The 24,224-nt window shown below is 63.4% G+C and carries 22 protein-coding genes and 1 pseudogene; 6 read left to right on the top strand and 17 right to left on the bottom strand.

All coding sequences use genetic code 11. The annotated features are described in order from the left end of the window. Positions 1 to 32: 32 nt before the first annotated feature. From leuB to leuC, 3 genes are all read right to left on the bottom strand, one after another. Entirely contained in the window at positions 33 to 1,106 is a 1,074-nt protein-coding gene (gene leuB, locus A7D16_RS01635) for a 3-isopropylmalate dehydrogenase (RefSeq protein WP_064629231.1), read from the bottom strand. 80 nt (positions 1,107 to 1,186) lie between these two features. Next, positions 1,187 to 1,834: a 3-isopropylmalate dehydratase small subunit gene (gene leuD / locus A7D16_RS01640; RefSeq protein WP_064629233.1), complete on the bottom strand. Its 648-nt coding sequence runs from the start codon at positions 1,832 to 1,834 to the stop codon at positions 1,187 to 1,189. A gap of 68 nt (positions 1,835 to 1,902) precedes the next feature. Next, positions 1,903 to 3,342 (bottom strand): 3-isopropylmalate dehydratase large subunit, encoded by a 1,440-nt coding sequence (gene leuC, locus A7D16_RS01645; protein ID WP_064629235.1) that lies wholly within the window; start codon positions 3,340 to 3,342, stop codon positions 1,903 to 1,905. A 122-nt stretch (positions 3,343 to 3,464) separates the two neighbouring features. On the opposite strand from leuC, the gene A7D16_RS01650 reads away from it, so the two are divergent. Next, positions 3,465 to 4,349, top strand: coding sequence for a LysR family transcriptional regulator (locus A7D16_RS01650; protein WP_064629237.1), 885 nt, complete (start codon positions 3,465 to 3,467; stop codon positions 4,347 to 4,349). Between the two features lie 183 nt (positions 4,350 to 4,532). Here the strand turns inward: A7D16_RS01650 and A7D16_RS24365 are convergent, their stop codons facing one another. Beyond that, positions 4,533 to 4,787, bottom strand: coding sequence for a GGDEF domain-containing protein (locus tag A7D16_RS24365; protein ID WP_374053782.1), 255 nt, complete (start codon positions 4,785 to 4,787; stop codon positions 4,533 to 4,535). Then, positions 4,767 to 6,016, bottom strand: a pseudogene (locus A7D16_RS23940) (ligand-binding sensor domain-containing protein); the annotation flags it as partial. The gene A7D16_RS24365 and the pseudogene A7D16_RS23940, both read right to left, overlap by 21 nt. Before the next feature lie 270 nt (positions 6,017 to 6,286). On the opposite strand from A7D16_RS23940, the gene A7D16_RS01660 reads away from it, so the two are divergent. The 3 genes from A7D16_RS01660 (at position 6,287) to A7D16_RS01670 (ending at position 9,119) form a co-directional block, all read left to right on the top strand. Then, on the top strand, positions 6,287 to 6,940 hold the full coding sequence (locus A7D16_RS01660; RefSeq protein ID WP_064629239.1) for a TetR/AcrR family transcriptional regulator: 654 nt from the start codon (positions 6,287 to 6,289) through the stop codon (positions 6,938 to 6,940). Between the two features lie 128 nt (positions 6,941 to 7,068). Continuing rightward, positions 7,069 to 7,725, top strand: a complete 657-nt coding sequence (locus tag A7D16_RS01665) for a protein-L-isoaspartate O-methyltransferase family protein (protein WP_064629312.1) — start codon at positions 7,069 to 7,071, stop codon at positions 7,723 to 7,725. Positions 7,726 to 7,745: 20 nt separating this feature from the next. Beyond that, positions 7,746 to 9,119 carry a TolC family outer membrane protein gene (locus A7D16_RS01670; RefSeq protein WP_064629241.1) on the top strand — a complete coding sequence of 458 codons (1,374 nt, stop codon included), beginning with the start codon at positions 7,746 to 7,748 and terminating at the stop codon, positions 9,117 to 9,119. A gap of 587 nt (positions 9,120 to 9,706) precedes the next feature. On the opposite strand, the gene waaA is transcribed toward A7D16_RS01670, so the two are convergent. Further along, positions 9,707 to 11,023, bottom strand: a complete 1,317-nt coding sequence (gene waaA, locus A7D16_RS01675; RefSeq protein WP_064629243.1) for a lipid IV(A) 3-deoxy-D-manno-octulosonic acid transferase — start codon at positions 11,021 to 11,023, stop codon at positions 9,707 to 9,709. Between the two features lie 76 nt (positions 11,024 to 11,099). Here waaA and A7D16_RS01680 point away from each other — a divergent pair, with 76 nt between their 5' ends. After that, a complete protein-coding gene (locus A7D16_RS01680; protein ID WP_064629245.1) occupies positions 11,100 to 12,020 on the top strand; it encodes an LpxL/LpxP family Kdo(2)-lipid IV(A) lauroyl/palmitoleoyl acyltransferase in 921 nt (306 codons plus the stop codon). Between the two features lie 92 nt (positions 12,021 to 12,112). On the opposite strand, the gene A7D16_RS01685 is transcribed toward A7D16_RS01680, so the two are convergent. The 11 genes from A7D16_RS01685 to A7D16_RS01715 all read right to left on the bottom strand — a co-directional run bounded on the left by A7D16_RS01685 (position 12,113) and on the right by A7D16_RS01715 (position 20,386). Further along, complete coding sequence (locus tag A7D16_RS01685; RefSeq protein WP_064629246.1) at positions 12,113 to 13,447, bottom strand: O-antigen ligase family protein; 1,335 nt, start codon at positions 13,445 to 13,447, stop codon at positions 12,113 to 12,115. Beyond that, the gene (locus A7D16_RS01690; RefSeq protein WP_064629248.1) at positions 13,428 to 14,540 is read right to left on the bottom strand and encodes a glycosyltransferase; all 1,113 of its coding nucleotides are present in this window, start codon (positions 14,538 to 14,540) and stop codon (positions 13,428 to 13,430) included. Before A7D16_RS01690 ends, A7D16_RS01685 begins: the two co-directional genes overlap by 20 nt. Before the next feature lie 10 nt (positions 14,541 to 14,550). Continuing rightward, a complete protein-coding gene (locus A7D16_RS01695) occupies positions 14,551 to 14,748 on the bottom strand; it encodes a zinc-finger domain-containing protein (protein ID WP_014504522.1) in 198 nt (65 codons plus the stop codon). Between the two features lie 103 nt (positions 14,749 to 14,851). After that, the gene (locus tag A7D16_RS01700; RefSeq protein WP_064629250.1) at positions 14,852 to 15,073 is read right to left on the bottom strand and encodes a hypothetical protein; all 222 of its coding nucleotides are present in this window, start codon (positions 15,071 to 15,073) and stop codon (positions 14,852 to 14,854) included. A 91-nt stretch (positions 15,074 to 15,164) separates the two neighbouring features. Continuing rightward, positions 15,165 to 17,300 (bottom strand): peptidase domain-containing ABC transporter, encoded by a 2,136-nt coding sequence (locus tag A7D16_RS01705; RefSeq protein ID WP_064629252.1) that lies wholly within the window; start codon positions 17,298 to 17,300, stop codon positions 15,165 to 15,167. Further along, positions 17,297 to 17,725 (bottom strand): CPBP family glutamic-type intramembrane protease, encoded by a 429-nt coding sequence (locus tag A7D16_RS21030; RefSeq protein WP_082925689.1) that lies wholly within the window; start codon positions 17,723 to 17,725, stop codon positions 17,297 to 17,299. Before A7D16_RS21030 ends, A7D16_RS01705 begins: the two co-directional genes overlap by 4 nt. A 58-nt stretch (positions 17,726 to 17,783) precedes the next feature. Then, the gene (locus A7D16_RS23435) at positions 17,784 to 17,948 is read right to left on the bottom strand and encodes a hypothetical protein (RefSeq protein WP_161945006.1); all 165 of its coding nucleotides are present in this window, start codon (positions 17,946 to 17,948) and stop codon (positions 17,784 to 17,786) included. A gap of 35 nt (positions 17,949 to 17,983) precedes the next feature. Then, complete coding sequence (locus tag A7D16_RS22820) at positions 17,984 to 18,202, bottom strand: hypothetical protein (protein WP_153043106.1); 219 nt, start codon at positions 18,200 to 18,202, stop codon at positions 17,984 to 17,986. A 151-nt stretch (positions 18,203 to 18,353) separates the two neighbouring features. Further along, positions 18,354 to 19,604: an HlyD family secretion protein gene (locus tag A7D16_RS01710; protein ID WP_064629255.1), complete on the bottom strand. Its 1,251-nt coding sequence runs from the start codon at positions 19,602 to 19,604 to the stop codon at positions 18,354 to 18,356. Continuing rightward, entirely contained in the window at positions 19,601 to 19,726 is a 126-nt protein-coding gene (locus A7D16_RS24225; RefSeq protein WP_258872258.1) for a hypothetical protein, read from the bottom strand. The genes A7D16_RS01710 and A7D16_RS24225 overlap by 4 nt, the downstream gene beginning before the upstream one ends. A gap of 270 nt (positions 19,727 to 19,996) precedes the next feature. Beyond that, positions 19,997 to 20,386, bottom strand: a complete 390-nt coding sequence (locus A7D16_RS01715; RefSeq protein WP_239686927.1) for a helix-turn-helix transcriptional regulator — start codon at positions 20,384 to 20,386, stop codon at positions 19,997 to 19,999. 520 nt (positions 20,387 to 20,906) lie between these two features. On the opposite strand from A7D16_RS01715, the gene A7D16_RS01720 reads away from it, so the two are divergent. Further along, entirely contained in the window at positions 20,907 to 24,128 is a 3,222-nt protein-coding gene (locus tag A7D16_RS01720) for a GH92 family glycosyl hydrolase (protein WP_239686928.1), read from the top strand. Positions 24,129 to 24,224: the final 96 nt, after the last annotated feature.

The following is a 24,224-nucleotide window of genomic DNA, read 5'->3' on the forward strand; positions in this document are numbered from 1 at the left end:
ACAACTACAACGCTTCGAGAAAGCGAGCACTTTTACAGCGCGGCCACCACTGCATCGCCCATTGCCACAGTGCCGACCTTGGTGGTGCCTTCCGACCAGATGTCGGCAGTGCGCAGGCCTTGGTCGAGCACCTTGCCGACAGCTTGCTCGATCGCATCGGCAGGGGCGGCCTGCGCGAAGGTGTAGCGCAACATCATCGCCACCGACAGGATGGTGGCCAACGGATTGGCGATGCCCTTGCCGGCGATGTCCGGCGCCGAACCGTGGCACGGCTCGTACATGCCCTTATTGTTGGCATCCAGCGAGGCCGATGGCAGCATGCCGATCGAGCCGGTGAGCATGGAGGCCTGGTCGGACAGGATGTCGCCGAACATGTTGTCGGTCACGATCACATCGAACTGCTTGGGCGCACGCACCAACTGCATGGCCGCGTTGTCCACGTACATGTGCGACAGCACGATATCCGGGTAGTCCTTGGCGACTTCTTCGACCACTGCACGCCAGAGCTGGCTGGATGCCAGCACGTTGGCCTTGTCGACCGAGCACAACTTTTTGCCACGCAAGCGCGCCATGTCGAAGCCGGCCTTGGCGATGCGGCGGATCTCGCTTTCGCTGTACGGCAAGGTGTCGTAGGCCTGGCGTTCGCCGTTATCCAGCGTGCGCGTACCGCGCGGCTGACCGAAGTAAATGCCGCCGGTGAGTTCGCGCAGGATCAGCAGATCCAGCCCGGACACCACCTCCGGCTTGAGCGTGGAGGCATCGGCCAATTGCGGATACAGCAACGCCGGGCGCAGGTTGGCGAACAGGCCCAGCTGCGAGCGGATCTTGAGCAGGCCGCGTTCCGGGCGCAGCGACGGGTCGATGGTGTCCCACTGGGGGCCACCGACTGCGCCCAGCAGCACTGCATCGGCAGCGCGTGCGCGCTCCAGTGTTTCATCGGCCAACGGGCTGCCGTACTTGTCGTAGGCCGCGCCACCCAGTTCGTCGTACACCAGGCTATAGCCAAGACCGTGCTGCGCGTCGATGCGCGTCAGCACCTTGACCGCTTCGGCCATGATTTCCGGGCCGATGCCGTCGCCGGGAAGAATCAGAATCTGCTTGCTCATGCAATCCTCGTGGAATGACGCAACGGCGCCGGTTATTTCAATGTGCTGCGGTGTTCACCGCGCAAACGTCACTGCACAACTTACTGCAACGCGCCAAACAACCACGGCTGATGCACGCGATGGCCCTGCTCGAAGCGGCCAATTGCATCGGCTTCCTGCAAGGTCAGGCCGATGTCGTCCAACCCGTTGAGCAGGCAGTGCTTGCGGAAGGCGTCGAGTTCGAATGCGTACTCCACACCATCGGGGCGGCGCACGCGCTGTGCGGCCAGGTCCACGGTGAGTTGGTAGCCCTCGGTCGCCAGGCACTGCTCGAACAGCGCATCTACTTCCGCTTCGGCAAGCACGATCGGCAGCAGGCCGTTCTTGAAGCTGTTGTTGAAGAAAATGTCGGCAAAGCTGGGGGCAATCACTGCGCGGAAGCCATATTCGCCCAGCGCCCACGGCGCGTGCTCGCGCGAGGAGCCGCAGCCGAAGTTTTCGCGTGCCAGCAACACGCTGGCGCCCTGATAGCGCGGGAAATTGAGCACGAACTCTGGATTGAGCGGGCGCTTGCTGTTGTCGCGGCCAGGCTCGCCGATGTCCAGATAGCGCCACTCGTCGAACAGGTTCGGCCCGAAGCCGGTGCGCTTGATCGATTTGAGGAATTGCTTGGGAATGATCTGGTCGGTATCGACATTGGCGCGATCCAGCGGGGCGACCAGGCCGGTGTGTTGGGTGAAAGGAGTCATTTGAGTGCCAGGAATGGGGAATGGGGAGTTGGGAATAGGCAGAGCAGGAAGCGGGCTTTGGCGATTCCCTATTCCCGATTCTCGATTCCCTGCAAGTCACGCACATCGACAAAGTGGCCGCTCACCGCGGCCGCAGCCGCCATCGCCGGGCTCACCAGATGCGTGCGTCCGCCAGCGCCCTGGCGGCCTTCGAAGTTGCGGTTGGAGGTGGAGGCACAATGCTCGCCGCTGCCGAGCTTGTCCGGGTTCATGGCCAGACACATCGAGCAACCCGGCTCGCGCCATTCGAAACCGGCCTCCAGAAACACCTTGTCCAGGCCCTCGGCTTCGGCCTGTGCCTTCACCAGGCCAGAGCCCGGCACCACCAGCGCTTGCTTGATCGTGGAAGCGACCTTGCGACCCTTGGCCACTGCGGCGGCGGCGCGCAGGTCTTCGATGCGCGAGTTCGTGCACGAGCCAATGAACACACGGTCCAGGCGGATATCGGTGATTGGCTGATTGGCCTTCAGGCCCATGTACTTCAGTGCGCGCTCGATCGAGTCGCGCTTGGTCGGGTCCTGCTCGGCCGCCGGGTCCGGCACGTGCTGATCCACCGCCAGCACCATCTCCGGCGAGGTCCCCCAGCTCACTTGTGGCTTGATGTCCTCGGCACGCAGTTCCACCACGGTGTCGAAGTGCGCGCCCGGGTCGGAGACCAGCGTCTTCCACAGCGCCACGGCAGCGTCCCAGTCCGCGCCCTTGGGTGCGAACGGGCGGCCTTCGACATAGGCGATGGTTTTTTCATCCACCGCCACCATGCCCACGCGCGCGCCGGCTTCGATGGACATATTGCAGATGGTCATGCGGCCTTCCATCGACAGCGCAGCAATCGCGCTGCCGGCAAATTCCAGCGCGTGGCCGTTGCCGCCGGCGGTGCCGATCTTGCCGATCACCGCCAGCACGATGTCTTTGGCAGTCACGCCGAACGGCAGCGTGCCTTCTACGCGCACCTGCATGTTCTTCATTTTCTTGGCGATCAGGCACTGCGTGGCCAGCACATGCTCGACCTCCGAGGTCCCGATGCCATGCGCCAGCGCACCGAACGCGCCATGCGTGGATGTGTGCGAATCGCCGCAAACAACGGTCATGCCCGGCAAGGTGGCGCCCTGCTCCGGGCCGACCACATGCACGATGCCCTGGCGCGCGTCGTTCATCTTGAACTCGAGGATGCCGAAGTCGTCGCAGTTCTCGTCCAGGGTCTGCACCTGCAGGCGCGAGACTTCGTCGGTGATCGATTCCAGCCCGCCCTGACGTTCGGCACGCGTGGTCGGCACGTTGTGGTCGGGCGTGGCGATGTTGGCATCGATGCGCCATGGCTTGCGTCCGGCCAGGCGCAGGCCTTCAAACGCCTGCGGCGAGGTCACTTCGTGCAGGATGTGGCGGTCGATGTAGATCAGCGACGAACCATCGTCGCGGCGGGTGACCTCGTGCAGGTCCCACAATTTGTCGTACAGCGTCTTGGCAGTCATCGCGGCGATCCGATGGAGTGGCGGTTGGTGGGTGCATCACCTAGCTGGATTCGATGCTAGGAGCTTGAATCGGATAACGCAAATTCATATTGTTTATTCAACAAATGAATTTCAGGAATGGCATGGATCTGGCGAATCTCAGCGCCTTTGTGGCGATTGCCGACAGCGGCAGCTTCTCGGCGGCTGGCGAGGCGCTGCATCTCACCCAACCTGCGGTGAGCAAACGCATCGCCTTGCTGGAGGGGCAATTGTCCACACGGCTGTTCGATCGCCTGGGCCGCCAGGTGGTACTGACTGAGGCCGGCCACGCCTTGTTGCCACGTGCCCAACGCATCCTTGCCGAACTGGAAGACACCCGCCGCGTACTGGAACACCTTGGCGCTGCGGTCGGTGGGCGCCTGAGTCTAGCCACCAGCCACCACGTCGGCCTGCATCGGCTTCCTGCATTGCTACGCAACTTCGCCGCGCAACATCCGCAGGCCGCGCTGGACATCCAGTTTCTGGATTCGGAACTTGCGTACGCGGCGGTGCTACGTGGCGAGGTGGAACTGGCAGTGACCACATTGGCACCGGACACGCGCGCGCCGCTACGTGCGCAGCCGATCTGGCACGACCGCCTGCAATGCGTGGTGGCGCCCGACCATCCGTTGGCCGCATTGCGCGAGGTGACGCTGGACGATGTGGTGGCGTATCCAGCGGTGTTGCCCGACCCCGGCACGTTTACCCATCGCATCGTCGCCGGCCTGTTTGCCGAGCGCGGCCTGGTGCCGCACCTGCGTATGACCACCAATTATCTGGAGACGATCAAGATGCTGGTGTCGGTGGGGCTGGCCTGGAGCGTCTTGCCCGAGCGCATGATCGATCATCAGATCGTGGCACTGCCGCTGGCCGATGTGGCGCTATCGCGCGAGCTGGGCTGCGTGACGCATGGCGGGCGCACCTTGTCGCGGGCCGCGCAGGCGTTTGTCGCGTTGCTGCATGCGCAGGCGGATCTGGCGCAGGTGTAGCGCGGGCGAACTGTACTGCGTGCTGCAGAGATTCGGGTCGCCGCACGTTCGTCAACGCCGGTTCGATCGACTAGATGTTTGATCCCAGTCTTTGTCTGCTGTCGCAGACGAAGTCACCTCAACAGCGTGCGCAGCACGCCACCCACCGCCACGGCATTCGCGCCACCGCAGCAACGCGCCCCGTTACGGCCCCACCAACCGATCCCGCCCCTGCCGCTTGGCCTGATACAGGCGACGATCCGCCAACGCCAGCAGTTCGCGTCGGCTTGGCGCTTCGTCGCTCATCGCCATGCCCATGCTGGCGGTGCACAGCACGTTGGCACCATGAGCATCGATATCGATTGCGGCAGGCCGTTGCCGCATCCGCTCGCACAGTGCGCGTGCCTGTGCCGCATCCAGGCCGGTGACCGCCAGCAGGAATTCCTTGTCGCGCGGCAGCCCGACCCGGTGGTCGTAGACGCGGAAACTGTCGCCGCGCAAACGCAGCAGGCCGCGATCGCTGGCAATCCACACATCGCCGCTGGCATCGCGCAGGAAATCGAACGCGTTCTGCCCGGGGAAATCCGGCTGCCCCAGCCAGGCGCGCGTGCTACCGCCCGGCGGCAGCGCGGTCATGCCGCGATCGGTGCCGATCCACACGATGCCCTGCGCATCGCGGTACAGCCCCTGCACCGAGCCGTCCGGTACACCGTCGGCAGCGGTGTAGCGGCGCGCCTTGCCGTTGCGCCAGGCACCAGCCCGGCAGTGGTGCCGATCCACGGATCGTCGCCATCCGGCAATACCGCGCGCACCGACATCGACGGCAGGCCATCGGCCGCACCGATGCGCACCAGCACGCGGCCTTGCGCATCCAGACGCACCACGCCCTGGCTGTAGGTGCCGGCCCAGACACCGCCGTCGCCTGCATCGGCCAGCGCCAGCACCGATTGTTCGACCACGCGGCTACCTTCGCTGGGCGACAGCGACACGCGGCTGATGGTGCTGTCGCGCCAGCGGTCCAGACCCACTGCGCTGCCCACCCACACGGTGCCGTCGCCGGCCTGCAGCACGCCGCACATGGTTCGAACTCAGACCGTCGTCGTGGGTCACGCCGTGCGCGGCGCCCTCGGCAACCCGCAACAGCCCGTGTGTGCTGCCGACCCAGATCAGGCCTTCGGCATCGTCCAGCAGCGCCGGGCTGGCGACCTCGGAAATGGCGATCTGCTCGTCCGGGTCGCGCGGGCCGCTGAGCATCACCAACATTCCCGACGACAGGCTCGTCCACAGATGTCCGCGCCGGTCCAGCAACAGCGAATCCACGCGCCGGCCTGCCGGAAGCGCTGCAGGCCGCCGCCACGGCTCCACCACCACACGCCGTCGTCGCGCGCGACCAGCAGCCCGCCCTGCCGGTCGCGGGCCAGCCGCCGCACCGACGCATCGCCCATCCCGTGGGCCCTGCCCAAGGCTACGCGCCATCGTGCGGCAGGCGGTACAGGCCGACTCCGGTGCCGACCCACAGATCGCCCCCGTCATCGGCCGACAATGCAGTGATGCGCGCACGCGGCACCGGCCTGGCGGCCGACGTCCACCAGCCGCCCGTCGGCCTCGATGCGGTACAGCCTCTGCGGCGTGCCTACCCAGAGCGCGCCATCGGCGCGCCGCAGCAAGGCGCTGACCGCCAGATGCCGCACGCACGTGCTGCGAACGCAGCCGTATGCGCATGCGTCCCGACCCTGTCCGCGCTCCCCGTCCCCTCGTCCATGTTCGCTGACAATACCTGCCGGTATGCACCGACAGGCCTGCGGCAAATCTATTACCGGGGTTTTTGCGCTGCCTTCGGTGGCTCCCTGACAGCTGCCGGGCGTGCCATGACACCGGGAGCCAACTAGACGGAATCGTTAACGCAACGGATGGACGCCGAGTATAAATATAGAACCCGATGGTCTAGTATTGGCGGCATGTCCAGTTCGTCCCCCCTCAAGTCCAAGGCCAAGAGCAACGGCCCTGGGCGCCCCAAGGACCTTGGGAAACGCGCCGCCATCCTGGGCGCCGCCCGCACCATGTTCATGGAGCAGGGCTATGCCGGGGTCAGCATGGATGGGATCGCCGCGCAGGCCGGCGTCTCCAAACTGACCGTCTATAGCCATTTTGGCGACAAAGAGAGCCTGTTTTCCGAGGCGATCCGTGCACAATGCCAGCAGATGATGCCGGACGACCTGTTCGATCACGCTCCCGAGGGTGCGCTGCGCGACCAGTTGGTCGAAATTGCCCATGCATTCTTTGCCATGGTCAGCACCGAGTCGGCCATTTCCACGCATCGCATGATGATGGCGCCAGGCACTGGCGACATGCATGTGCGCGAAATGTTTTGGGAAGCCGGCCCCAAGCGGACCCAACTGGCATTGGCGGATTTTCTGTCGGCGCGGGTCGCCGATGGACAGTTGGAGATCCCCGAGCTTCCGCGCGCTGCCTCGCAGTTTTTCTGCCTGCTCAAAGGCGAGCTGTATGCGCTGATGATGTGCGGCCTGCACGGCCAGCCCACCCGCGCGCAGGTGGACGAGCACATTCAGGCCAGCGTGGATTTCTTTTTGAGAGCGTATGCGCCGCGCTGATCGCACCGAGACGTTGGTGGCGATGACTTCCGGCACTGCGCCGGTTGGCCACGCGCGGCGATGCTAGATGCGCCAGGCGCCTCGCGCACCGGTAAAATGTTCGCCCCACCGCGATGGATAACCGCACCATGACGATCGATTTCACCCAGGCCCGCGAAAAGATGGTCGAGCAGCAGATCCGGCCGTGGGACGTGCTGGACCTGCGCGTGCTCGATGTGCTGGCGCGCATGCCGCGCGAAGCCTTCGTGCCGGAGGCTTACAAGACCCTGGCCTATGTGGATGTGGAAATTCCGCTGTCGGCCGGTCACAAGATGATGAAGCCGGTCATCGAAGGCCGCATGTTGCAGGCGCTGGATCTGCAGCCGGGCGAAGACGTGCTGGAAGTGGGCACCGGCAGCGGCTTTGCCACCGCCTGCCTGGCCGCGCTGGCGCGCGACGTCGTGAGCCTGGAGATCGACCCGGCGCTGGCGGCCGCCGCGCGCGCCAATCTGGACCGCACCGGCCTGGGCAGCAATGTCCGTATCGAAACCGCCGACGTGTTCGGCTGGCAGAGCGAGCGCCGTTTCGATGCCATCTGCGTGACCGGCGCGGTCGACACCCTCCCCGTCCAGTGGCTGCAGTGGTTGCGCCCGAACGGCCGGCTGTTTGTCGTGCGCGGTCACGAACCGGTGATGGAAGCGGTCTTGGTGGGTGGCGACGTCAACGCCCCGCGCATCGAATCGTTGTTCGAAACCGACCTCGCCTATCTCCAGGGCGCCGCACCGACGCCCCGATTCCAATTTTGATTCCCAAGGAAGCTTCCCCGATGATCCGCCGATCCCTCGTTCTGGCCCTGGCCGCCGCCCTGTCTCCGATGGCAGCAAATGCCACCGACCTGCTGCAGGTCTACGAAATGGCCCGCAACGGCGATCCGCAGCTGGCCGTGGCCGAGTCCACGCGGCTGGTCAATCGGGAAGGTCAGGTGCAGGCGCGTGCGGCGTTGTTGCCGCAGCTCAATGGACAGGCGGACTACAGCAAGGCGCATCGTGAGATCGAAGGGGTGCCTGGTCGCATCACCAACTCCTCGCGCTCCCAGCAGATCCAGGGCAGCCAGACCATTTTCAACTGGGCGCAGTTCTCCAACCTGCGCGCGCAGCGCGACGTCGCCAAGGCAGCGGATTTCACCCTGCAATCGGCCAACAACGACCTGATCACCCGCACCTCGGCGGCGTACTTCCAGGTGTTGGTCGGTATCGAATCGCTGGCGGCGGCGGAGACCAACGAAGCGGCGGCCAAGAAGCAGTTCGACTTCGCCGACAAGCGTCTGGAGGTCGGTCTGGCGCCGATCACCGACGTGCATGAAGCGCGTGCCCAGTACGATCAGGCACGCGCCGACACCATCAATGCGCGCAACCTGCTGAAGGATTACTATCAGGCGCTGACCGAACTCACCGGCCAGCCGGTAACGGCCCTGCGCGCTTTGCCGGAGAGTTTCCGCCCCGAAGTGCCGGCCGCCTACAGCAATGTCGATCAATTGGTCGCCACCGCCATCGCCGACAACCCGGAACTCAAGGCCCAGCAACTGCAGGTGAGCGCTGCCGAGGCGCAGGTCAATGCCGCGCGCGCAGGCCACCTGCCCACGATAAATCTGAACGGGAGCATCGGGCGTAGCAATAGCTGGGGTACCTCGAACGCGGAAGCCGGCCTATTCACTACCCAGGGGCGCAACATCGACTCTGACTCGATCGGCTTCACGGTCTCGGTACCAATCTTTGCCGGCGGTGCCACCCAATCTGCCGTGCGCCAGGCGTTGTCGCGTCGCGACATCCAGCAGGACACCTACGAGCAGCAGAAGCGCGCGCTGGACCGCAACACGCGCAATGCCTATCAGACCGTGGTGGCCGGCATCAGTGAAGTGGAAGCGCGGCGCCTGGCCGTGGTGTCTGCTCAGGCCGCGTACGACGCCTCGCAGATCGGCCTGGAAGTGGGTACGCGGACGGTGTTGGACCTGGTGCAAAACCAGCGCACGCTGTTCCAGGCGCAACTGGATTACGCGCAATCGCGCTACACCTTCCTGCAGAACCGTCTGCTGCTGGGCCAGGCCATCGGCAAGCTCGACATCGCCGACCTGCAGGACGTCAATCGCCTGCTGTCGCAGGATGCCGAGTCCAAGCTTCAGCGCAGCGGCTCGCTGCAGTAAGACGACCTGAGATGTAACGCACAAGGCGGGCTCAGGCCCGCCTTTTTGCATGCGATTCGTCAGGCAGTGAGTTTCGACTGGCTTGCGAGGGGCTTGGACGCTATGAGCGCGTCGGTTGCAGAGCGAGTGATCTGTGGCTTCGCTGCAAGTACGTCCTTGTAGCTCTGGCGCGGCATCCATGCCGCTCAAGGTCCCGCAATGGTGAGCGGGCAAGGACCGGTCAAGTTGGTCGGTGCGCAGAGCTTTCAATCAAATAGCCTGCAAGCTGCCTGGTGCACCGATTCCGTTCTTCAATGGAGGCACCAGTAAAGTGCCTGGTGCGGTGTCCTCACCGATTGCGGGACCGTTGGCGGCATGGATGCCGCCAACGGTCCCCATGGACGGGTTAACGGCGTGTCCCGCGGGCGGTGAGGGCAGCGCGCACGCGACTAACGCGGCTTGGAACTCATCAGCTGACGTGAAAAGCGGCCACCACCACCACGCGATCGTCAGGTTTTTTCAGTCGCTCCAAGCCCGCTTGATGATCTAACCTGGCAGGCCTGCAACGGGTGCTCTGCAACGACGCCGCGCGCACGCGAAGACATCTTTCAAGACGGCACAGTCTCAGTCACCACCGGCGGCAGATCCGCTGCGATCTGCACCAGCGTGCGGGCCACTGCGCCCTTGCCGTTGGCGACCAGTGCCAGGCCTGCGGCGGCCATCGCCTCGCGTTGTGCGGGGTCGCCGAGCAGGCGCGCCAGATCCTGGTACACGCCATCGGCGTCCTCGCAGATGGCGACCGCATCGGCTTCGCGCATGCGCCGCGAAATTTCCGAGAAATTATGCAGATGCGGGCCAGTGATCGCCGGTGTCCCGACAGCGGCTGGCTCGAGCAGATTGTGGCCGCCGATCGGTTGCAGGCTGCCGCCAACGAAGGCCACCTGCGCGCATGCATAGAAGCTCATCAGCTCGCCCAGGGTGTCGATGACGAACACCTTGTCGTGTGCCTGCGGCCATTGTTGCGCCTTGCGGGTGGCAACCCGCCAGCTGCGCTCGCGCGACAAGGCCTCCACCTTTGGAAAGCGCTCGGGATGGCGCGGCGCCCACAGCAACAACACATCAGGAAACTGCATCAACAAGCGCGCGTGGATATCGGCAACTGCGGCCTCTTCGCCTTCGTGCGTGCTGGCGGCAATCCACACCGGGCGTGTGGCCGGCACGTGGGTGCGAAATTGCGCAACCAGCGCCTGCAATTGTGCCGGCGCGGCGATATCGAATTTGAGATTACCCAATGCGATCACCTGATCCGGGCGCGCGCCCAAGGTGACGAATCGCTCGGCATCGTCCTGCGACTGCGCCGCCACGCAGGTCACCGTGCGCAGCGCGCGGCTGATCAAGGGCGCCAGCACGCGGTAGCCACGCAGCGAGCGCGCCGACAAGCGTGCGTTGAGGATGTACAGCGGAATCTGGCGATCACGACAACCGAACAACATGTTCGGCCATAGCTCGGTTTCCAGAATCAGCGCCAACCGCGGCCGAAAATGTTCCAGGAACCGACCGACGCTGCCAGGCACGTCGTACGGCAGGTACACATGGTCCACCGCATCTCCCCACACCGCGCGCACGCGCTCCGATCCGGTGGGCGTGATGGTGGTGATGACCCAGCGGATATCCGGGCGCTGCGCACGCAAGGCATTGACCAGCGGCGCAGCCGCATTGACCTCGCCCACCGACACCGCGTGCACCCACACCCGCGGACGCCCGCAGGCATGCGTGTAGGAGGCATAGCGCTCGTTCCAGCGATTGAAGTATTCGCGCACACGAAAGCCGCGCCACACCAGGTGATACACCGTGACCGGCAACAACAGGTAGAGCAGCGCCGAGTACAGCCCGCGCAACAGCCATTCGATCGGGTCTTTCCGCATCCGTGCAGGATACGGGAGCGTTCGTGCGTGCGCATGTGCACGCTGCCCACTGGGCGCAATCCCTTAGAATTGGCGCATGTCCGAGTCCGCCAACGTCGCCATCCGCCCTTCCCTGCGCAACCCCAAGCATTGGCCGATGTATCTGGGCCTTGCGGTGATGGTGCTGGCCGGGCGCCTGCCCTGGACGCTGCAACGCGCAATCGGCCGTGGCGTTGGCTGGACCGCGATGCGCGTGGCAGGCACGCGTCGGCGCGCGGCCGAGGTCAACCTCAAGCTGTGCTTCCCCGAGCAGGACGATGCCTGGCGAGCGCGGCTGTTGCGCGACAGTTTCGACGCGCTGGGCGTGGGCTTGTTCGAATTCGCACGTGCCTGGTGGGGCAGTATCGAGGCCATTCGCCCGGGCGTGCAGATCGAAGGCCTGGAACAGCTGCAGCAGCTGCAGGAACAAAAGCGCGGCGTGCTGCTGGTGTCCGGCCACTTCATGACGCTGGAAATGTGCGGTCGGCTGCTGTGCGACCACGTGCCGCTGGCAGGCATGTACCGCAAGCACCGCAACCCGGTGTTCGAGTGGGCGGTCAAGCGTGGACGCTTGCGCTATGCCACGCACATGTTCGCCAACGAAGACCTGCGCGCCACCATCAAGCACCTCAAGCGCGGGGGGTTCCTGTGGTACGCGCCGGATCAGGACATGCGCGGCAAGGACACCGTGTTCGTGCCATTTTTCGGGCACCCGGCCTCCACCATCACGGCCACGCACCAGCTGGCGCGGCTGACCGGCTGCGCGGTGGTGCCGTACTTCCATCGCCGCGAAGGCGGCCGTTACATCCTCAAGATCGCACCGCCGCTGGCAGGCATTCCATCAGACGATGTGATCGCCGATACCACCCAGGTCAATGCGGCGATCGAGGACATGGTGCGCGAAGCGCCGGACCAGTACCTGTGGATCCATCGGCGCTTCAAGCGCCAGCCGGGCGGGCGCAGCGCGTTCTATCGCTGATCTCGGTTGGGCGAATGCGTGCCGCAGGCATCGGGGCATCGCGGTTCAGCACGCGAAGACTTACGACATGCCGACTGACAGCACGCGGCGCATTACGGCGGCGCTGACCGATCCGCATCGTCGTTGAGCAAGGCGCCGGCATATAGCCCGGCCAGCATCAGACTCAGCCCGCCCCAGAAACTGGAATAGAACGCCAGATGCGTGTTGAGCGGGAACACCGTCGCCACCAGCGCAATCATTGCCGGACGCGCCTGCTCACGCGCCACCACGCTTGAATAGCGCCAGGCGCGCCACGCCTGCGCCGCGCCGGCCAGCCACAACAGCAAACCGATCACGCCGGTTTCGGCCAGGATTTCCAGCACGATCTGGTGCGCATGAAAGGCCGGCCCGTCGCCCCACGCCGGCGCCTGATCGGGCGCCGGGTTGCAGGCCGGGTAGGCCTGCCGGAACCCGCGCGCGCCGACGCCGTTGAGCGGATGCGCGCGGATCATGCACAGCGCCGCGCCCCAGATCTGGGCACGCCCGGACAAGGCCTGGTCGACACCTTGCTGGCCATTGCCGAACGCCAGCGTGGTGCGCTGGATGCGCTCGCGCGCCTGTGGCGCCGCCGCCGCCACCGCAACGGCCAGCAGCGCACCGATCAGCGCAACCCCCAGCAGACGGCGCCCACCCAATAACTGCCAGCCCGACAGCAGCACGATCACCGCGTAGGTGATCCACGATGCGCGCGAGCCCGCCAACACCAGCACGATACCGACCGCCGCCGCCGCACCAGCCCAGGCCCAGGCGTTACGCCGCCCCAGCGCCAGCAACAGGAACGGCGACAGGCTGGCCAGGGTCTGCCCGAACTTGAGGTTGCACGGCCCCAACACGCCGCTCAGCCGGTCCACCAGCGCCAGCTCCTGGGCCGTGCACAGGCCGTGGCCGCTGATCAGCTGCTTGATCTGATCCATACCGAAGAACAATGGGCTGGTACCGAAGACGGCCTGCAGCAGCGCATCCAGCGTCCACACCCCGCCGATCACCGCCAGCCCGGTAAAGGTGCGGCGCCGGCGCTGCGCATTGGCCACGGCGATGGCGCATAACCACATGAAAGGCAGATAGCGCAGATCGCTGGCCGACTTGCGCAACGCGCGCGCCACGTCCACCGCATCGAACGCCGACAGCATCTGCGGCAGCCAATACGCGAAGAACAGCACGCTGGTCAGCGCCCATGCCGCTCCGCTGAGCAGGCGCGTGCCGCCGCGAAAGCGCGCGTGCAACAAGCGATATGTCGCAAATAGCGCGCCCAGGGACAGCACCGTTTCTGCCAGGCCGGGCGTGGGCCAAAGCGCCACGAACAGAATCACCCACAGCGGTGCCCAGCGGCCGGCATCGGGCGTCAACACGGGCGCCTGCGCAAGGGCCTCAGTGGCGGAGTTCGTCATAGACCTTCAAGGTGGCCGTTTGCATGGCCTGCAACGTGTAGGGGAGCACGGCCGGCGCTGCCGGCGCCTGCTGCAGCAACTGCAGCGCCTGCGTGCGCAAGGCCTGGGTATCGAAGGCGGCAACCGCACCACTGGGCTGCAACTCGGCCAGCAATTCGCCGACGCCGCCATGCGCCCAGCCCAGCACCGGGCGACCGACCGAAAGCGCCTCCACCACGGTGCGGCCGAAGGCTTCCGGCTTGCGCGAGAGCTGCAGCACCAGGTTGCTGGCGGCATAGGCCTCGGCAATGCGCGCGGTGGGCTCGGTAAAGGCGACTGCGTCGGCAACGCCCAAGCGGGCCGCCTGCGCTTCCAGTTCGCGCACGTAGGCTTCGCGCCCCGGCTCGCGCGCGCCCGGCAACCAAAGGAAGGCCGGGGTACCCGCCGCACGCACGTCGGCGAGCAGCTGCAGGCCGTCGGCGTGCCCCTTCAGGCGCGTGCCGCGGCCCGGCAGCAGCAACAACGGTGCATCGGCAGGCAGCCCTGGCAGCAGGGTCTGTGCCCACGCGCGGGCGCGGCGGTCGGGCTGCAGCCGGCGCGGAAACTGGGCGATATCGACCCCGCGCGCAATGGTGCGCAAGCGTGCGGGATCGGTTTGCGGATAGTGCGTGCAGACGTAATCGCGCACCGTCTGCGAGACGCAAATCACCCGCTCGCCGTAGGTCATCACCGCGCTGTAGCGGCTGGGCGAATTGAGCCCGTGCACGGTGGTGACCAAGCGCGGCCGCGTGGCAGCGGGCTTGCCGCGCAATGCGTACCACCCCAGCCAGGCCGGCAGCCGCGAACGTGCATGCACGATGTCGGCTCCGAGTTCGGCGAACAAGCGGCGCAAACCGACTACATGGCGCAGCGTCAGCAGCGACTTGCGGCCGATATCCAGGGTGAGGTGTTCGCCGCCGGCATCCAGCAACGGTTGCACCAAGCGCCCACCGGCCGAAACGACCACCGCGCGATGGCCGGCCCGCACCAGCGCGGCGGCGATTTCCAGGGTGGAGCGCTCGACGCCGCCGGACTGCAGCGCCGGCAGCAGTTGCACCACGGTCAGGCGGTGCATCCGGCCAGGATCAGTCAGCGAGAACGAAGAGCGCGCCGCAATACGGGCACTTGGCTTCGCAGTTGGGTTCGTCTTCGATCGGCAGGTACACGCGCGGATGCGAGTTCCACAACGCCATCTGCGGGGTCGGGCAGCTCAGCGGCAGGTCGCCGCGGTGCACGGTGTAACGCGTTTGCGCATTGGCGGGCGCGGTGGCGGTCTGGCTCATGGCGTACATCGCAGGCGGGGGGAACGGCCGGTATTCTAGCAGCGCTAGCCGTTTCGAGAGCGGCTGCGGCACCGATCGATGTCGAAGCACGCCGCTTGGCGCTTCACTCGTTCCGCTTGCCAAAGTTCGGCTTGATCGGATCGGCACGCATGCCGGTGGACTCCGCTTGCTTGGAGGGATCGCAGCGTGAGTCGCGCAGGCTGCGCGCACCCGTTGCACCGGCCGGCGCCACCGGGCCATCGTCATTGCCCACCAGGCAATCGGCAGGCGCGGACGAGGCGCCTGCCGTCCCCCAATCGTCACTCGCGCAGCCCGCCAGCAGCATGCTGGCCGCTACCACGGCGCTCCTGAAACACATCGCCCTCCTCATTGTGCCTGCTCCACGTCAACCTCCCCGACCAGCGAGTTCTGGAGGGTTATATAACAGCATGACCATATGCGTGTTCGATATCTCGAGCGGGAAGCACGTCCGACAGCGCCGCGTGGGGACGGAACTCCTGTACCACGCGCCCTTGCTCAAGCACGATCACCCGATCTGCGCTGGCAATGGTCTCCGGTCGATGCGCCACGATCACCTTGGTTACCTTCAGCCGCTTGACCGCCTCATTGACCAGTCGCTCACGCATCACGTCGAGGTGACTGGTGGCTTCATCCAGAAACAGCAACTTCGGCTGACGGTATAGCGCACGTGCCAGGATGATCCGCTGTTTCTGGCCGCCAGACAGCGAGCTGCCCATGTCGCCAATCAATCCGTGATAACCCATCGGCATTGCAGCGATATCCTCATTGACCGCTGCCAGCCGCGCTGCCGACTCGATACGCTCAAGATCGAAATCCTGGTCGAAGAAACTGATGTTGTCGGCAATGCTCCCGGCGAGCAACTGGTCGTCCTGCATCACCGCACCCACGATCGCGCGCACATTCCGCGGGCCGATCTTATGCAGGTCATGACCGCCGATGCGGATGACGCCTTCGGTCGGCTGCAGTAGACCAAGCAACAGCTTCAACAACGTGGTCTTGCCACAACCGGACGGGCCGACGATCGCTACCGATTCACCGGCCTGAATGCTGAAACTGCACTCCTTGAGTATCCAGGGCTCACCTTCTGCGTACCGAAACGACAGCCCTTGCAACTCGATCCGCAGCTCCGCCGGTGGCAGCGTCTCCGGCAGCGCGTGATCGTTTTCAGGCTGCGTCAGCACGATATCGGCCAGCCGTTCACCATGCAGGCGCAGCATTCGGAATTCTATCCACTTGTCGATCAGCCCGCTCACCCGCATGGCAAACTGATCCTTGTAGGCCAAGTAGGCAACCAACATGCCTACCGAGAACACGTTATCCAGCGCCAGGGTGGCCCCGATCCAGATCACTGCGATACGTTCGAGGCCAAAAACCACTTGACTGGCCGTGCTGAACCCCAGCCCCATCCGGGCCAACCTCACGTCCTGATTGACGGTGTCGTTGAGCAGATTCTCATAGGCAGAGCGACGCTGCGATTCTTCGCCGGCTATTTTCAAACTCTGCATTCCGCGTAACGATTCCAGCAGATGCGTCTGCTGCTTGGCGGCAGCGACTAGTTGCTGCTCGGTGCGGTCACGCACCGGACGATATGCAACCGCTCGAATGGTCAGATACAGCGTGACCACCACTAATGTTACCAAGGCCAGCTTCCAGCTGTAGATCAGCATGAATCCCAGCGTGACTACTGCCATTAGTCCATCGATGATGGACTCGACGAAACTGGTCGTCAGCGTGCGCTGAATCGTCTGTACCGACGACATCCGCGAGGTGATATCGCCCAGATGGCGTTTTTCAAAGAAATCCAGCGGCAGCTTAATCAGATGGGCAAACACGTTTCCCATCCACTGTAGCCCCAGCCTGGAAGACAAATACACCACTGCCCATCCACGGAGTAGACCAATGCCGATCTGCAACAACAACGCCAGACCAAAGCCGAAACCAACCACTACCAAAAGATCGCGGTCGGCCGACACCAATACCTGATCCACCACCCACTGCATGTAGAACGGCGCCAAAATCACAAAGATCTGCAGCGCGGCAGACAACAGCAGTATCTGTGAGAGCGCGCCCCACAGCCCGCGGATCTGGCCAGTGAGCTGGCGCACAGAGAAGGGAGGCGCAGTCTTTTGTGGTTTGAACTCCGCAGTTGGCGTGAGCTCCAACGCAACGCCGGTAAAGGATCTTGATACTTCATCAAGCGACAAGATCCGCTCACCGATAGCGGGGTCAAGAATCGTCACCTTGGCCTTGCCGACCTTTGCCAGGACGACGAAGTGATTGAGATCCCAATGCAGGATGCACGGTAGCTGGAGCTGGCTCAGGTTCTCCATACCCAACCGCAGTGGGCGGGTCGCAAAGCCGAGTTGCTGGGCCATAGCGATCAGGTGATTGAGTCTGGCGCCCTTAAGCGATAATGGAAACCGGCGACGCAACTCTGATAGCTGAGTCCGCCCGCCATGTATAGATATAATAATCGCCAATGAAGCCAGCGCACATTCAGCAGCCTCAACCTGGCGGATAATTGACTTCATTTAATTCCGCTAGAAAAATTAATAAAAATAATAGCGCAACAATTCCAGGTGGCGTGCAACAGAAGAGTTGAAATGAACGCATTCCCACGCCCCCAACGCCTGGTCAGCCCATACGTGAAAGCGAGAATTCCGCCCCCAATCAATCCAGGAACCACCACTCTGACCCCCCCCCCAGTATGCGCCAGTAGGAAGACAACCCACGAAACTGCAATAGAAATTTTCGCACCCCATCCAAATCGCAACACTAGCTCTTGGGTGATAAATTGGTACATAACTGTCTCAAGAAAAGGGTAGACGACCACATATAATAAAAATAATCCAAACTTATATTTACCAGAATCAACCGAGCCGAAGAAGAAATAAGTAACAGGGGCACTTAATATAAAAATTAAAGGTAGCAATTTTCTAAAAAAAAACATTTGCATGCTCGCATCTAACACTGATATCGCCGGACGTTATAGCCCGGCGATATCGCGTTAAAAATTAAAATCGCTCGCCACGAACATAACCATCATTGATGGCCGCACCGTTTTCCCAGGCCCAGTGTGCTGCGTTACCGGCAAATTCTCCAATCGCACTAAAGACACCACACCCGCTTACCATAGCAGTTTCTTCTTCGGATATTTCCACTAGTGCAAATTCACTCATGACTACATCTCCCTATTAGAAATCTTGCAGTAAAGTTAAGTGAGTGGATGTGCTTTAGATTCGTTCCAGCCTTTAGCAAAAACTTGGCCAAAATCGATGACTGCATCACCAATCGCTAAAACGTCCTTCCAACCGACACCTGCAGAAATCAGCTCGATATCATTATCTGTCAGATCCAACAGAGTATTAGCACCTTGGTTATTGCACATTAGCCATGTGCCAGCTATCGGGGCAACCCCCCCAAAACTATTCATCCCTGCCTACAATGCTATTAATCAACACAGCGACTCCCAAGTCCATTCCACCAATCCTCATTGATCTCCAGGGATTTCAGAATTTGTCAAAATTACTAGAGCAGCTCTGAAAGATTTATCATGCCTAATGCTCATCCATCACTGGGATAGATCACTTGCCGAGTGTCAACAATGGCTCAAAAACCCACTCGATTAGCCTTCTCCGTTCTCCAATGATGTCGGCTTGCAACAGCATTCCTGGCTTGAGCATCTGGGGCTTGCCGTAGGCCATGACGCTTTGCCGCCCCAGGGCAACAGTGACGCGGTAACACGGTTCCCCCTGCCCGGCATTCCCGATCAACGGACCCGATGCACTCCCAACGAGCACGCCGCGGCTAACCTGGCTCAGGCGACCTTGCTGGTGACCAAACTTCTGATACGGGAATGCCTGATAGCGCAGCAATACCGTGTCCCCTGGAGCGACAAAGCCAACGGCACGGCTGGGCACAAGCAATTCGGCTTCCAGGCGCCCATCCCCCGGCACCACGCTCAGCAGTGGTTGCCCGCCTTGGATCGCTTGCCCCGGTTTTGCCATCTGCGTCGCCACCACCCCTGCCACAGGTGCCGTCAGCACCAACGCGCCATTGGCCTGGGTTTGCACCTGCTCCTGTTCCACCGTCGCCGCATCACGGCGATAGTCGGCCTGCACCCCCCCGCGCTGCCCCGGCAATACACGCAATTGTTGTTCGATCTGCGCGGCGTTGCGTCGCATTTCGGTGGCTTGCCGCTGCAACGCCTGCAGCTGGCTGGTGTATTCCAGCGCGCTGGATTCCTGCTGCCTGATCTGCAACACGCTGACGTACTTGTCATCCTGCAACTGGCGCCAACGTTGCAGCACTTCATTGGCGAGGGCGATCTGGCTGCGACGTGTAGCGACTTTCCCGTTCACCTGCACCAATTCCTGCTGGATATTGGACAACTGCGCGCGCAAGCCCTGCTCCTGCGCATCCAACTGCTGCAGCTGTGCCTGTTCAGATGCCTTCAAGCCATCCCCGCGCTGATGCAGATGGCGCTGCAAGGCAAGCTCGGTATCGCCACTGGCCAGCGTCGCGCGCGGAACCGTCACGACACCCAGGATCTGTCCGGCCTCGACTCGTTGGCCTTCGCTAACGTCTAGCCTGGTGACAACCCCGGTGGCGGGCGCAATCACCGTAGCCAGGCCTTTAGTTGGTACCAGTTGGCCGGTCACCGTGGACCGGTGCGTGTAGGTGCCAATGCACAGGTATGCAACCACCGCTGTCGCCACAATCGCAGCCACGCTTGCAACCACCCATGACTGCAACGGTTGCACCAATGATATGCCGCCCAGCCAACTGGTACGGCGAGCCTGCAACACCTCCTCGCGGAACAGGCCCTGGCTCATTCCGCATTGCCGCACATTGTGCCGCGCGCGGCATGGCGATTGAAAAGCGCAATCGCCAGCACGGAGGACGGCAGGATCAGTGCTACGACCCGGTGGAACGCGATGGAGATGGATTCGAGCACGCTACGATCCTTGGCAACGAGCAACGGGCGATGGCAACGGGGCCTGGGTCTCCGGCGGACCGAGCTTCCCTGACTCGGCCTTTATTAGGCTCGCCACCTGAAGGCGATACAAGCGCTTGGGTGTGGCAAACCTGGCATGGTTTGCCACCCATGTCGCCTCAATGCGACACGGGTGCCGGCTTACTGCCAGCACCTCCATACCCAAGCCAGTCTGGTGCCACATCGCTTCCAAGACACATGGTTGCCGCGCCACCGCCGAGCAGGCGGGGATCACTCCATGAAAATGCTGGCACTCTCCAGTAGCGCAATGACCGTCGAGAGAAAGGACACCGGGGCATGGCGTGAGAGCTCAAGCAGGCGCGCCTCAAGATCGCGGCGTGAACTCGGTAAGGTACTGGACGGCTTCGGTTTGGCCTCATCAGCAATGCCACCAACCGCCAGCCACTCGAAGCCCACCTGGAGCTCACGGCTTAGCGAGCGCAGATGCTCGACACTCGGAACAAAGCCACTCTCACGTTCCCAATGCGCAATCGTGGCGCGATGCACACCAAGGCGGGCGGCCAGGCTACCCTGCGACAGACCAAGTGCCGCACGCGCAGATTTGATGCGGCCGGATACCGCGACAAGATCCATCTGATCGTTGTTAATCGTGCTCTCCATGCGCATTACCATTTAAATGTGGTAACTGGATTTTGGCGTAAAGGTCGAGCTTGTCAATCGAGTTTCCGCGATTCGGCGAAAGCTTTAAACGGCAGGTCGGCAGGGGATTGCCGTGTGATCGTTTACCGAGGCGCTTTGTCTGGCAAATACCTTCTTCGGCCTATCAAAAAGCGAAATGAAGTCCCCGATTGCGAAGGTACCGGTAAATCCACAGCGATGACGACGCTGCATATCAGCAACAGGCCCAGCTCGCTTGTCTGTTTGAACGTCTTTGGCCAGCATCGAATTCCTCGACTTCGGCAACGGCGGGAACACGCTGCTGTCTAGTCCGCATTTCATCCCCCGCTGTCACCCATCCGCCGCTACTCCATCGCTCAGGAATCTGCACAACGTGATCCGATTGACCATCGCACAAGCAAGCCTGCTCGCTTCAATGCTTGCCTTGCAGCCTCTCACGACCAAGGCGAGCACAGAATCCGGGTTCGCTACGTCGTTCGAGCCAGAAGAGCCCAGTCCGGCGATGGACGCTGCGCAGCGCCTCAAGGTCAATGTCGGCGCCGGACCAGCGGCGCCCTACGCAGCCAGGCCCAATGCCGGCTACAGCGGCGTGCATGCGTTGCGCTATCACGGCGGCGATGCAGACGGCCGACGCACGCTGTTCAGCGTTGACCTCCTGATCGGTGCGGACACCACGCTGTCGTGGATGGTGCTTCCGGAAAGCATCGGCGCCGATCATGTTGCTTCGACCTATGTGTCGCTGGATCTGGTCTTCGACAATGGCACGCGATTGTCCGCTACCTCTGCGCGGGACCAGCAAGGCGTGGCGATGGGCGCGCTTGCGCAAGGTCAGTCGAAGACGTTGTATCCGCAACAGTGGGCGCGCAAGCAGGTGCGATTGGGGGACGTGGCCGGGTTGCGCGGGCGGCGCGTCGTGGCGATCGAACTGGATGTGGCGCCGCCTGCGGGCGCGAGCGCAGCCGGCTGGGTCGACGATATCTCCATTGCCGAGGTACCGCTGACTCCGCCGGCGCGGCCATCGGATTGGGTGCTGACCACGCGCGGCACGCAGTCCAATGGTACGTTTTCGCGTGGCAACAATTTCCCGGCAACGGCTCTGCCGCATGGGTTCAACTTCTGGACGCCGGTGACCGATGCGGGAACGCTGACCTGGCTGTATCGCTGGAACGAACGCAACGGCACCGATAACCGGCCGCGTCTGCAGGCGCTGTCGCTCAGCCATCAGCCCAGCCCGTGGATGGGCGACCGGCAGACCTTTCAGGTGATGCCTTCGCTCACTGCCGGGGTGCCGGAAGCCGATCGCAGCAAACGCGCGCTGGGGTTTTCGCATGACGCCGAAAGTGCCCGCCCCTATCGCTACGCCGTGAAGCTGGATAACGGCATCCATGCGGAGATCGCGCCGACCGATCATGCGGCGCTGTTCCGCTTTCGCTTCCCGGCGCGGGGCGATGCCAATCTACTGTTCGACAACGTGGATGCGCGCGGCGGGCTACGCCTGGATGCGGCAACGCAGACCCTCTCCGGTTACACCGATGTGCGTAGCGGGCTATCGACGGGTGCCACGCGCATGTACATCTACGCCAGCTTCGATACGCCCTGGCACAGCAGCGGTGCGATCGACACCGGGCGCCCGACCGGCTGGATCAAGTTCGACGCCGGCAGCGCACGACAGGTGCAGATGCGCATCGCCACCTCGCTGATTTCGCTGGATCAGGCCAGGCACAACCTGGCGCTGGAAATCGCACCGCACGCGAGCGTCGAGCAGGTTGCCATGCGCGCGCAGGACGCCTGGGACACGTTACTGGGTCGCTTCGACGTGCCCGATGCCACTGCCGACCAGAAGACCACGCTGTATTCCAATCTGTACCGGCTATACCTGTACCCGAACTCGGCGCATGAAAACGTGGGCACTGCGACTGCGCCGGATTGGCGCTACGCCAGCCAGAACAGTTGGTCGGACAACAACATCGACGGCAGCGCGGTGCGCAGCTTCGCACCGATCCGCGATGGCCGGGTATACGTCAACAACGGGCTGTGGGATACGTTTCGTACGGCCTGGCCGGCGTATGCGTTGTTTGCATCCGATGACGCCGGTGCCTTGGTGCAGGGGTTTGTGGAGCAGTCGCGCGCGGGCGGATGGATCGCGCGGTGGTCATCGCCGGGGTATGCAGACCTGATGGTGGGCACCAGCTCCGACGTGGCGTTTGCCGATGCGTGGCGAAAGGGAGTGACCGGCTTCGACCCGGCCGAGGCGTATGCCGCCGCGCTGAAGAATGCCACGGTGGTCGCGCCGGACCGGCATGTCGGGCGCAAGGGCATGGCGCGTTCGACCTTCCGCGGCTACACCGATACCGACACGCACGAAGGCATGTCGTGGTCGATGGAAGGTGCGCTCAACGACTTCGGCATCGCCGCCATGGCCGATGGGTTGTCCAACCAGGCCACGACGGCGGCAGCGCGCGAGCGTTATGCGACCGAGGCGTTGTATTTCCGTCACCGCGCGGCCGGGTATGCGGCGTTGTTCGATCCGGCAGTCGGCTTTTTCCAGGGCCGCACACCCGATGGTGCGTGGCGCGTGGCTGCGGCACAGTACGACCCGCGCGTATGGGGCAACGATTACACCGAATCCAGCGGCTGGACGTTTGCGTTCACCGCGCCGCACGATGGCGAAGGCCTGGCTGCGCTGTACGGTGGACGCGCGGCATTGGCCGCGAAGCTGGATACGTTTTTTGCCACGCCGGAAACCGCAGAAGCCCGCTTTGCAGGCTCCTATGGCGACACCATTCACGAGATGACCGAGGCGCGCGATGTGCGCATGGGCATGTACGCGCACAGCAATCAGACCGCGCACCACATTCCGTGGATGTATCTGTATGCCGGGCAGCCGTGGAAAACGCAGCGGCTCACCCGCGAGATCCTGGCGCGCCTGTATCTGGGCAGCGAGATCGGCCAGGGCTACGCCGGCGACGAAGACAATGGCGAAATGTCGGCGTGGTATCTGTTCGCCGCGCTGGGGCTGTATCCGTTGCGCATGGGCGCGCCGGAGTACGTGATCGGCTCGCCGTTGTTCAAGCATGCCAGCGTGCGGTTGCCCAATGGCGGGACGCTGGTAGTCGATGCGCCGCAGAATTCGCCGCAGAACGTCTATGTGCAATCGCTGAAGGTCAACGGCACACCCTGGCGCAAGAGCTGGCTGCCGCATGCGGCCATTGCCGACGGTGCCAGGCTGGACTTCGAGATGGGGCCGGCGCCTTCGCGCTGGGGCAGCGGCCCGGATGAAATGCCGCCGTCGTTGACCCCTGCGGGGGAGCGCCCTGCCCCGTTGCGGGATTTGCTTGGAAACACGGCGCGCATCACGCTGGCCGATGGTGGCGATGTGGTTGCGTTGCATGACGACGATGCGGGGACGGTCGCTGCAATTGCAGCGACATCGACACTGACGCTTAGCGGCATTGCGCGCGGCACGCCAACGCTCTACACGCTGACCAATGGCAATGCGGCACTTGCGGCAAGTGGATGGACCTTGCAAGCACGTACGGCTGATGGCGCGTGGAAGGTCATCGACCAGCGCGGTGAGGAGACGTTCGAATGGCCGTTGCAGACGCGGCCGTTTCGTATTGCCACGCCTGGTGCGTATGCCGAATATCGGCTGCGCTTCAGTGCGCCGGCGAAGGTGCAGCTGGCGGAGATCGAACTGCTGGGGGTGGAGCCTGCGCTGCGTTGAAGAGGGCTTTTATCGAAATCTGCGGTCGCACTGCTGTTGATGGGCAGGTGGACTGATGCGGACGCACACAGCGGATGTGCACGACTGCTGCGGGGC

This window comes from Xanthomonas nasturtii, assembly GCF_001660815.1.
GTDB lineage: Bacteria > Pseudomonadota > Gammaproteobacteria > Xanthomonadales > Xanthomonadaceae > Xanthomonas > Xanthomonas nasturtii.

Bases quoted from the DNA above. Each gene is read 5' to 3' on its own strand.
- waaA (WP_064629243.1), bottom strand. From the start codon at position 11,023: ATGCGGAAAGACCCGATCGAATGGCTGTTGCGCGGGCTGTACTCGGCG.
- leuC (WP_064629235.1), bottom strand. From the start codon at position 3,342: ATGACTGCCAAGACGCTGTACGACAAATTGTGGGACCTGCACGAGGTC.
- A7D16_RS01715 (WP_239686927.1), bottom strand. From the start codon at position 20,386: ATGGAGAGCACGATTAACAACGATCAGATGGATCTTGTCGCGGTATCC.
- A7D16_RS01720 (WP_239686928.1), top strand. From the start codon at position 20,907: ATGGACGCTGCGCAGCGCCTCAAGGTCAATGTCGGCGCCGGACCAGCG.
- A7D16_RS01710 (WP_064629255.1), bottom strand. From the start codon at position 19,604: ATGAGCCAGGGCCTGTTCCGCGAGGAGGTGTTGCAGGCTCGCCGTACC.
- A7D16_RS23435 (WP_161945006.1), bottom strand. From the start codon at position 17,948: ATGAGTGAATTTGCACTAGTGGAAATATCCGAAGAAGAAACTGCTATG.
- A7D16_RS01670 (WP_064629241.1), top strand. From the start codon at position 7,746: ATGATCCGCCGATCCCTCGTTCTGGCCCTGGCCGCCGCCCTGTCTCCG.
- leuD (WP_064629233.1), bottom strand. From the start codon at position 1,834: ATGACTCCTTTCACCCAACACACCGGCCTGGTCGCCCCGCTGGATCGC.
- A7D16_RS01680 (WP_064629245.1), top strand. From the start codon at position 11,100: ATGTCCGAGTCCGCCAACGTCGCCATCCGCCCTTCCCTGCGCAACCCC.
- A7D16_RS01650 (WP_064629237.1), top strand. From the start codon at position 3,465: ATGGATCTGGCGAATCTCAGCGCCTTTGTGGCGATTGCCGACAGCGGC.
- A7D16_RS21030 (WP_082925689.1), bottom strand. From the start codon at position 17,725: ATGCAAATGTTTTTTTTTAGAAAATTGCTACCTTTAATTTTTATATTA.
- A7D16_RS01660 (WP_064629239.1), top strand. From the start codon at position 6,287: ATGTCCAGTTCGTCCCCCCTCAAGTCCAAGGCCAAGAGCAACGGCCCT.
- A7D16_RS01700 (WP_064629250.1), bottom strand. From the start codon at position 15,073: ATGCTGCTGGCGGGCTGCGCGAGTGACGATTGGGGGACGGCAGGCGCC.
- A7D16_RS01695 (WP_014504522.1), bottom strand. From the start codon at position 14,748: ATGAGCCAGACCGCCACCGCGCCCGCCAATGCGCAAACGCGTTACACC.
- A7D16_RS01665 (WP_064629312.1), top strand. From the start codon at position 7,069: ATGACGATCGATTTCACCCAGGCCCGCGAAAAGATGGTCGAGCAGCAG.
- A7D16_RS01705 (WP_064629252.1), bottom strand. From the start codon at position 17,300: ATGAAGTCAATTATCCGCCAGGTTGAGGCTGCTGAATGTGCGCTGGCT.
- A7D16_RS22820 (WP_153043106.1), bottom strand. From the start codon at position 18,202: ATGAATAGTTTTGGGGGGGTTGCCCCGATAGCTGGCACATGGCTAATG.
- A7D16_RS01690 (WP_064629248.1), bottom strand. From the start codon at position 14,540: ATGCACCGCCTGACCGTGGTGCAACTGCTGCCGGCGCTGCAGTCCGGC.
- A7D16_RS01685 (WP_064629246.1), bottom strand. From the start codon at position 13,447: ATGACGAACTCCGCCACTGAGGCCCTTGCGCAGGCGCCCGTGTTGACG.
- leuB (WP_064629231.1), bottom strand. From the start codon at position 1,106: ATGAGCAAGCAGATTCTGATTCTTCCCGGCGACGGCATCGGCCCGGAA.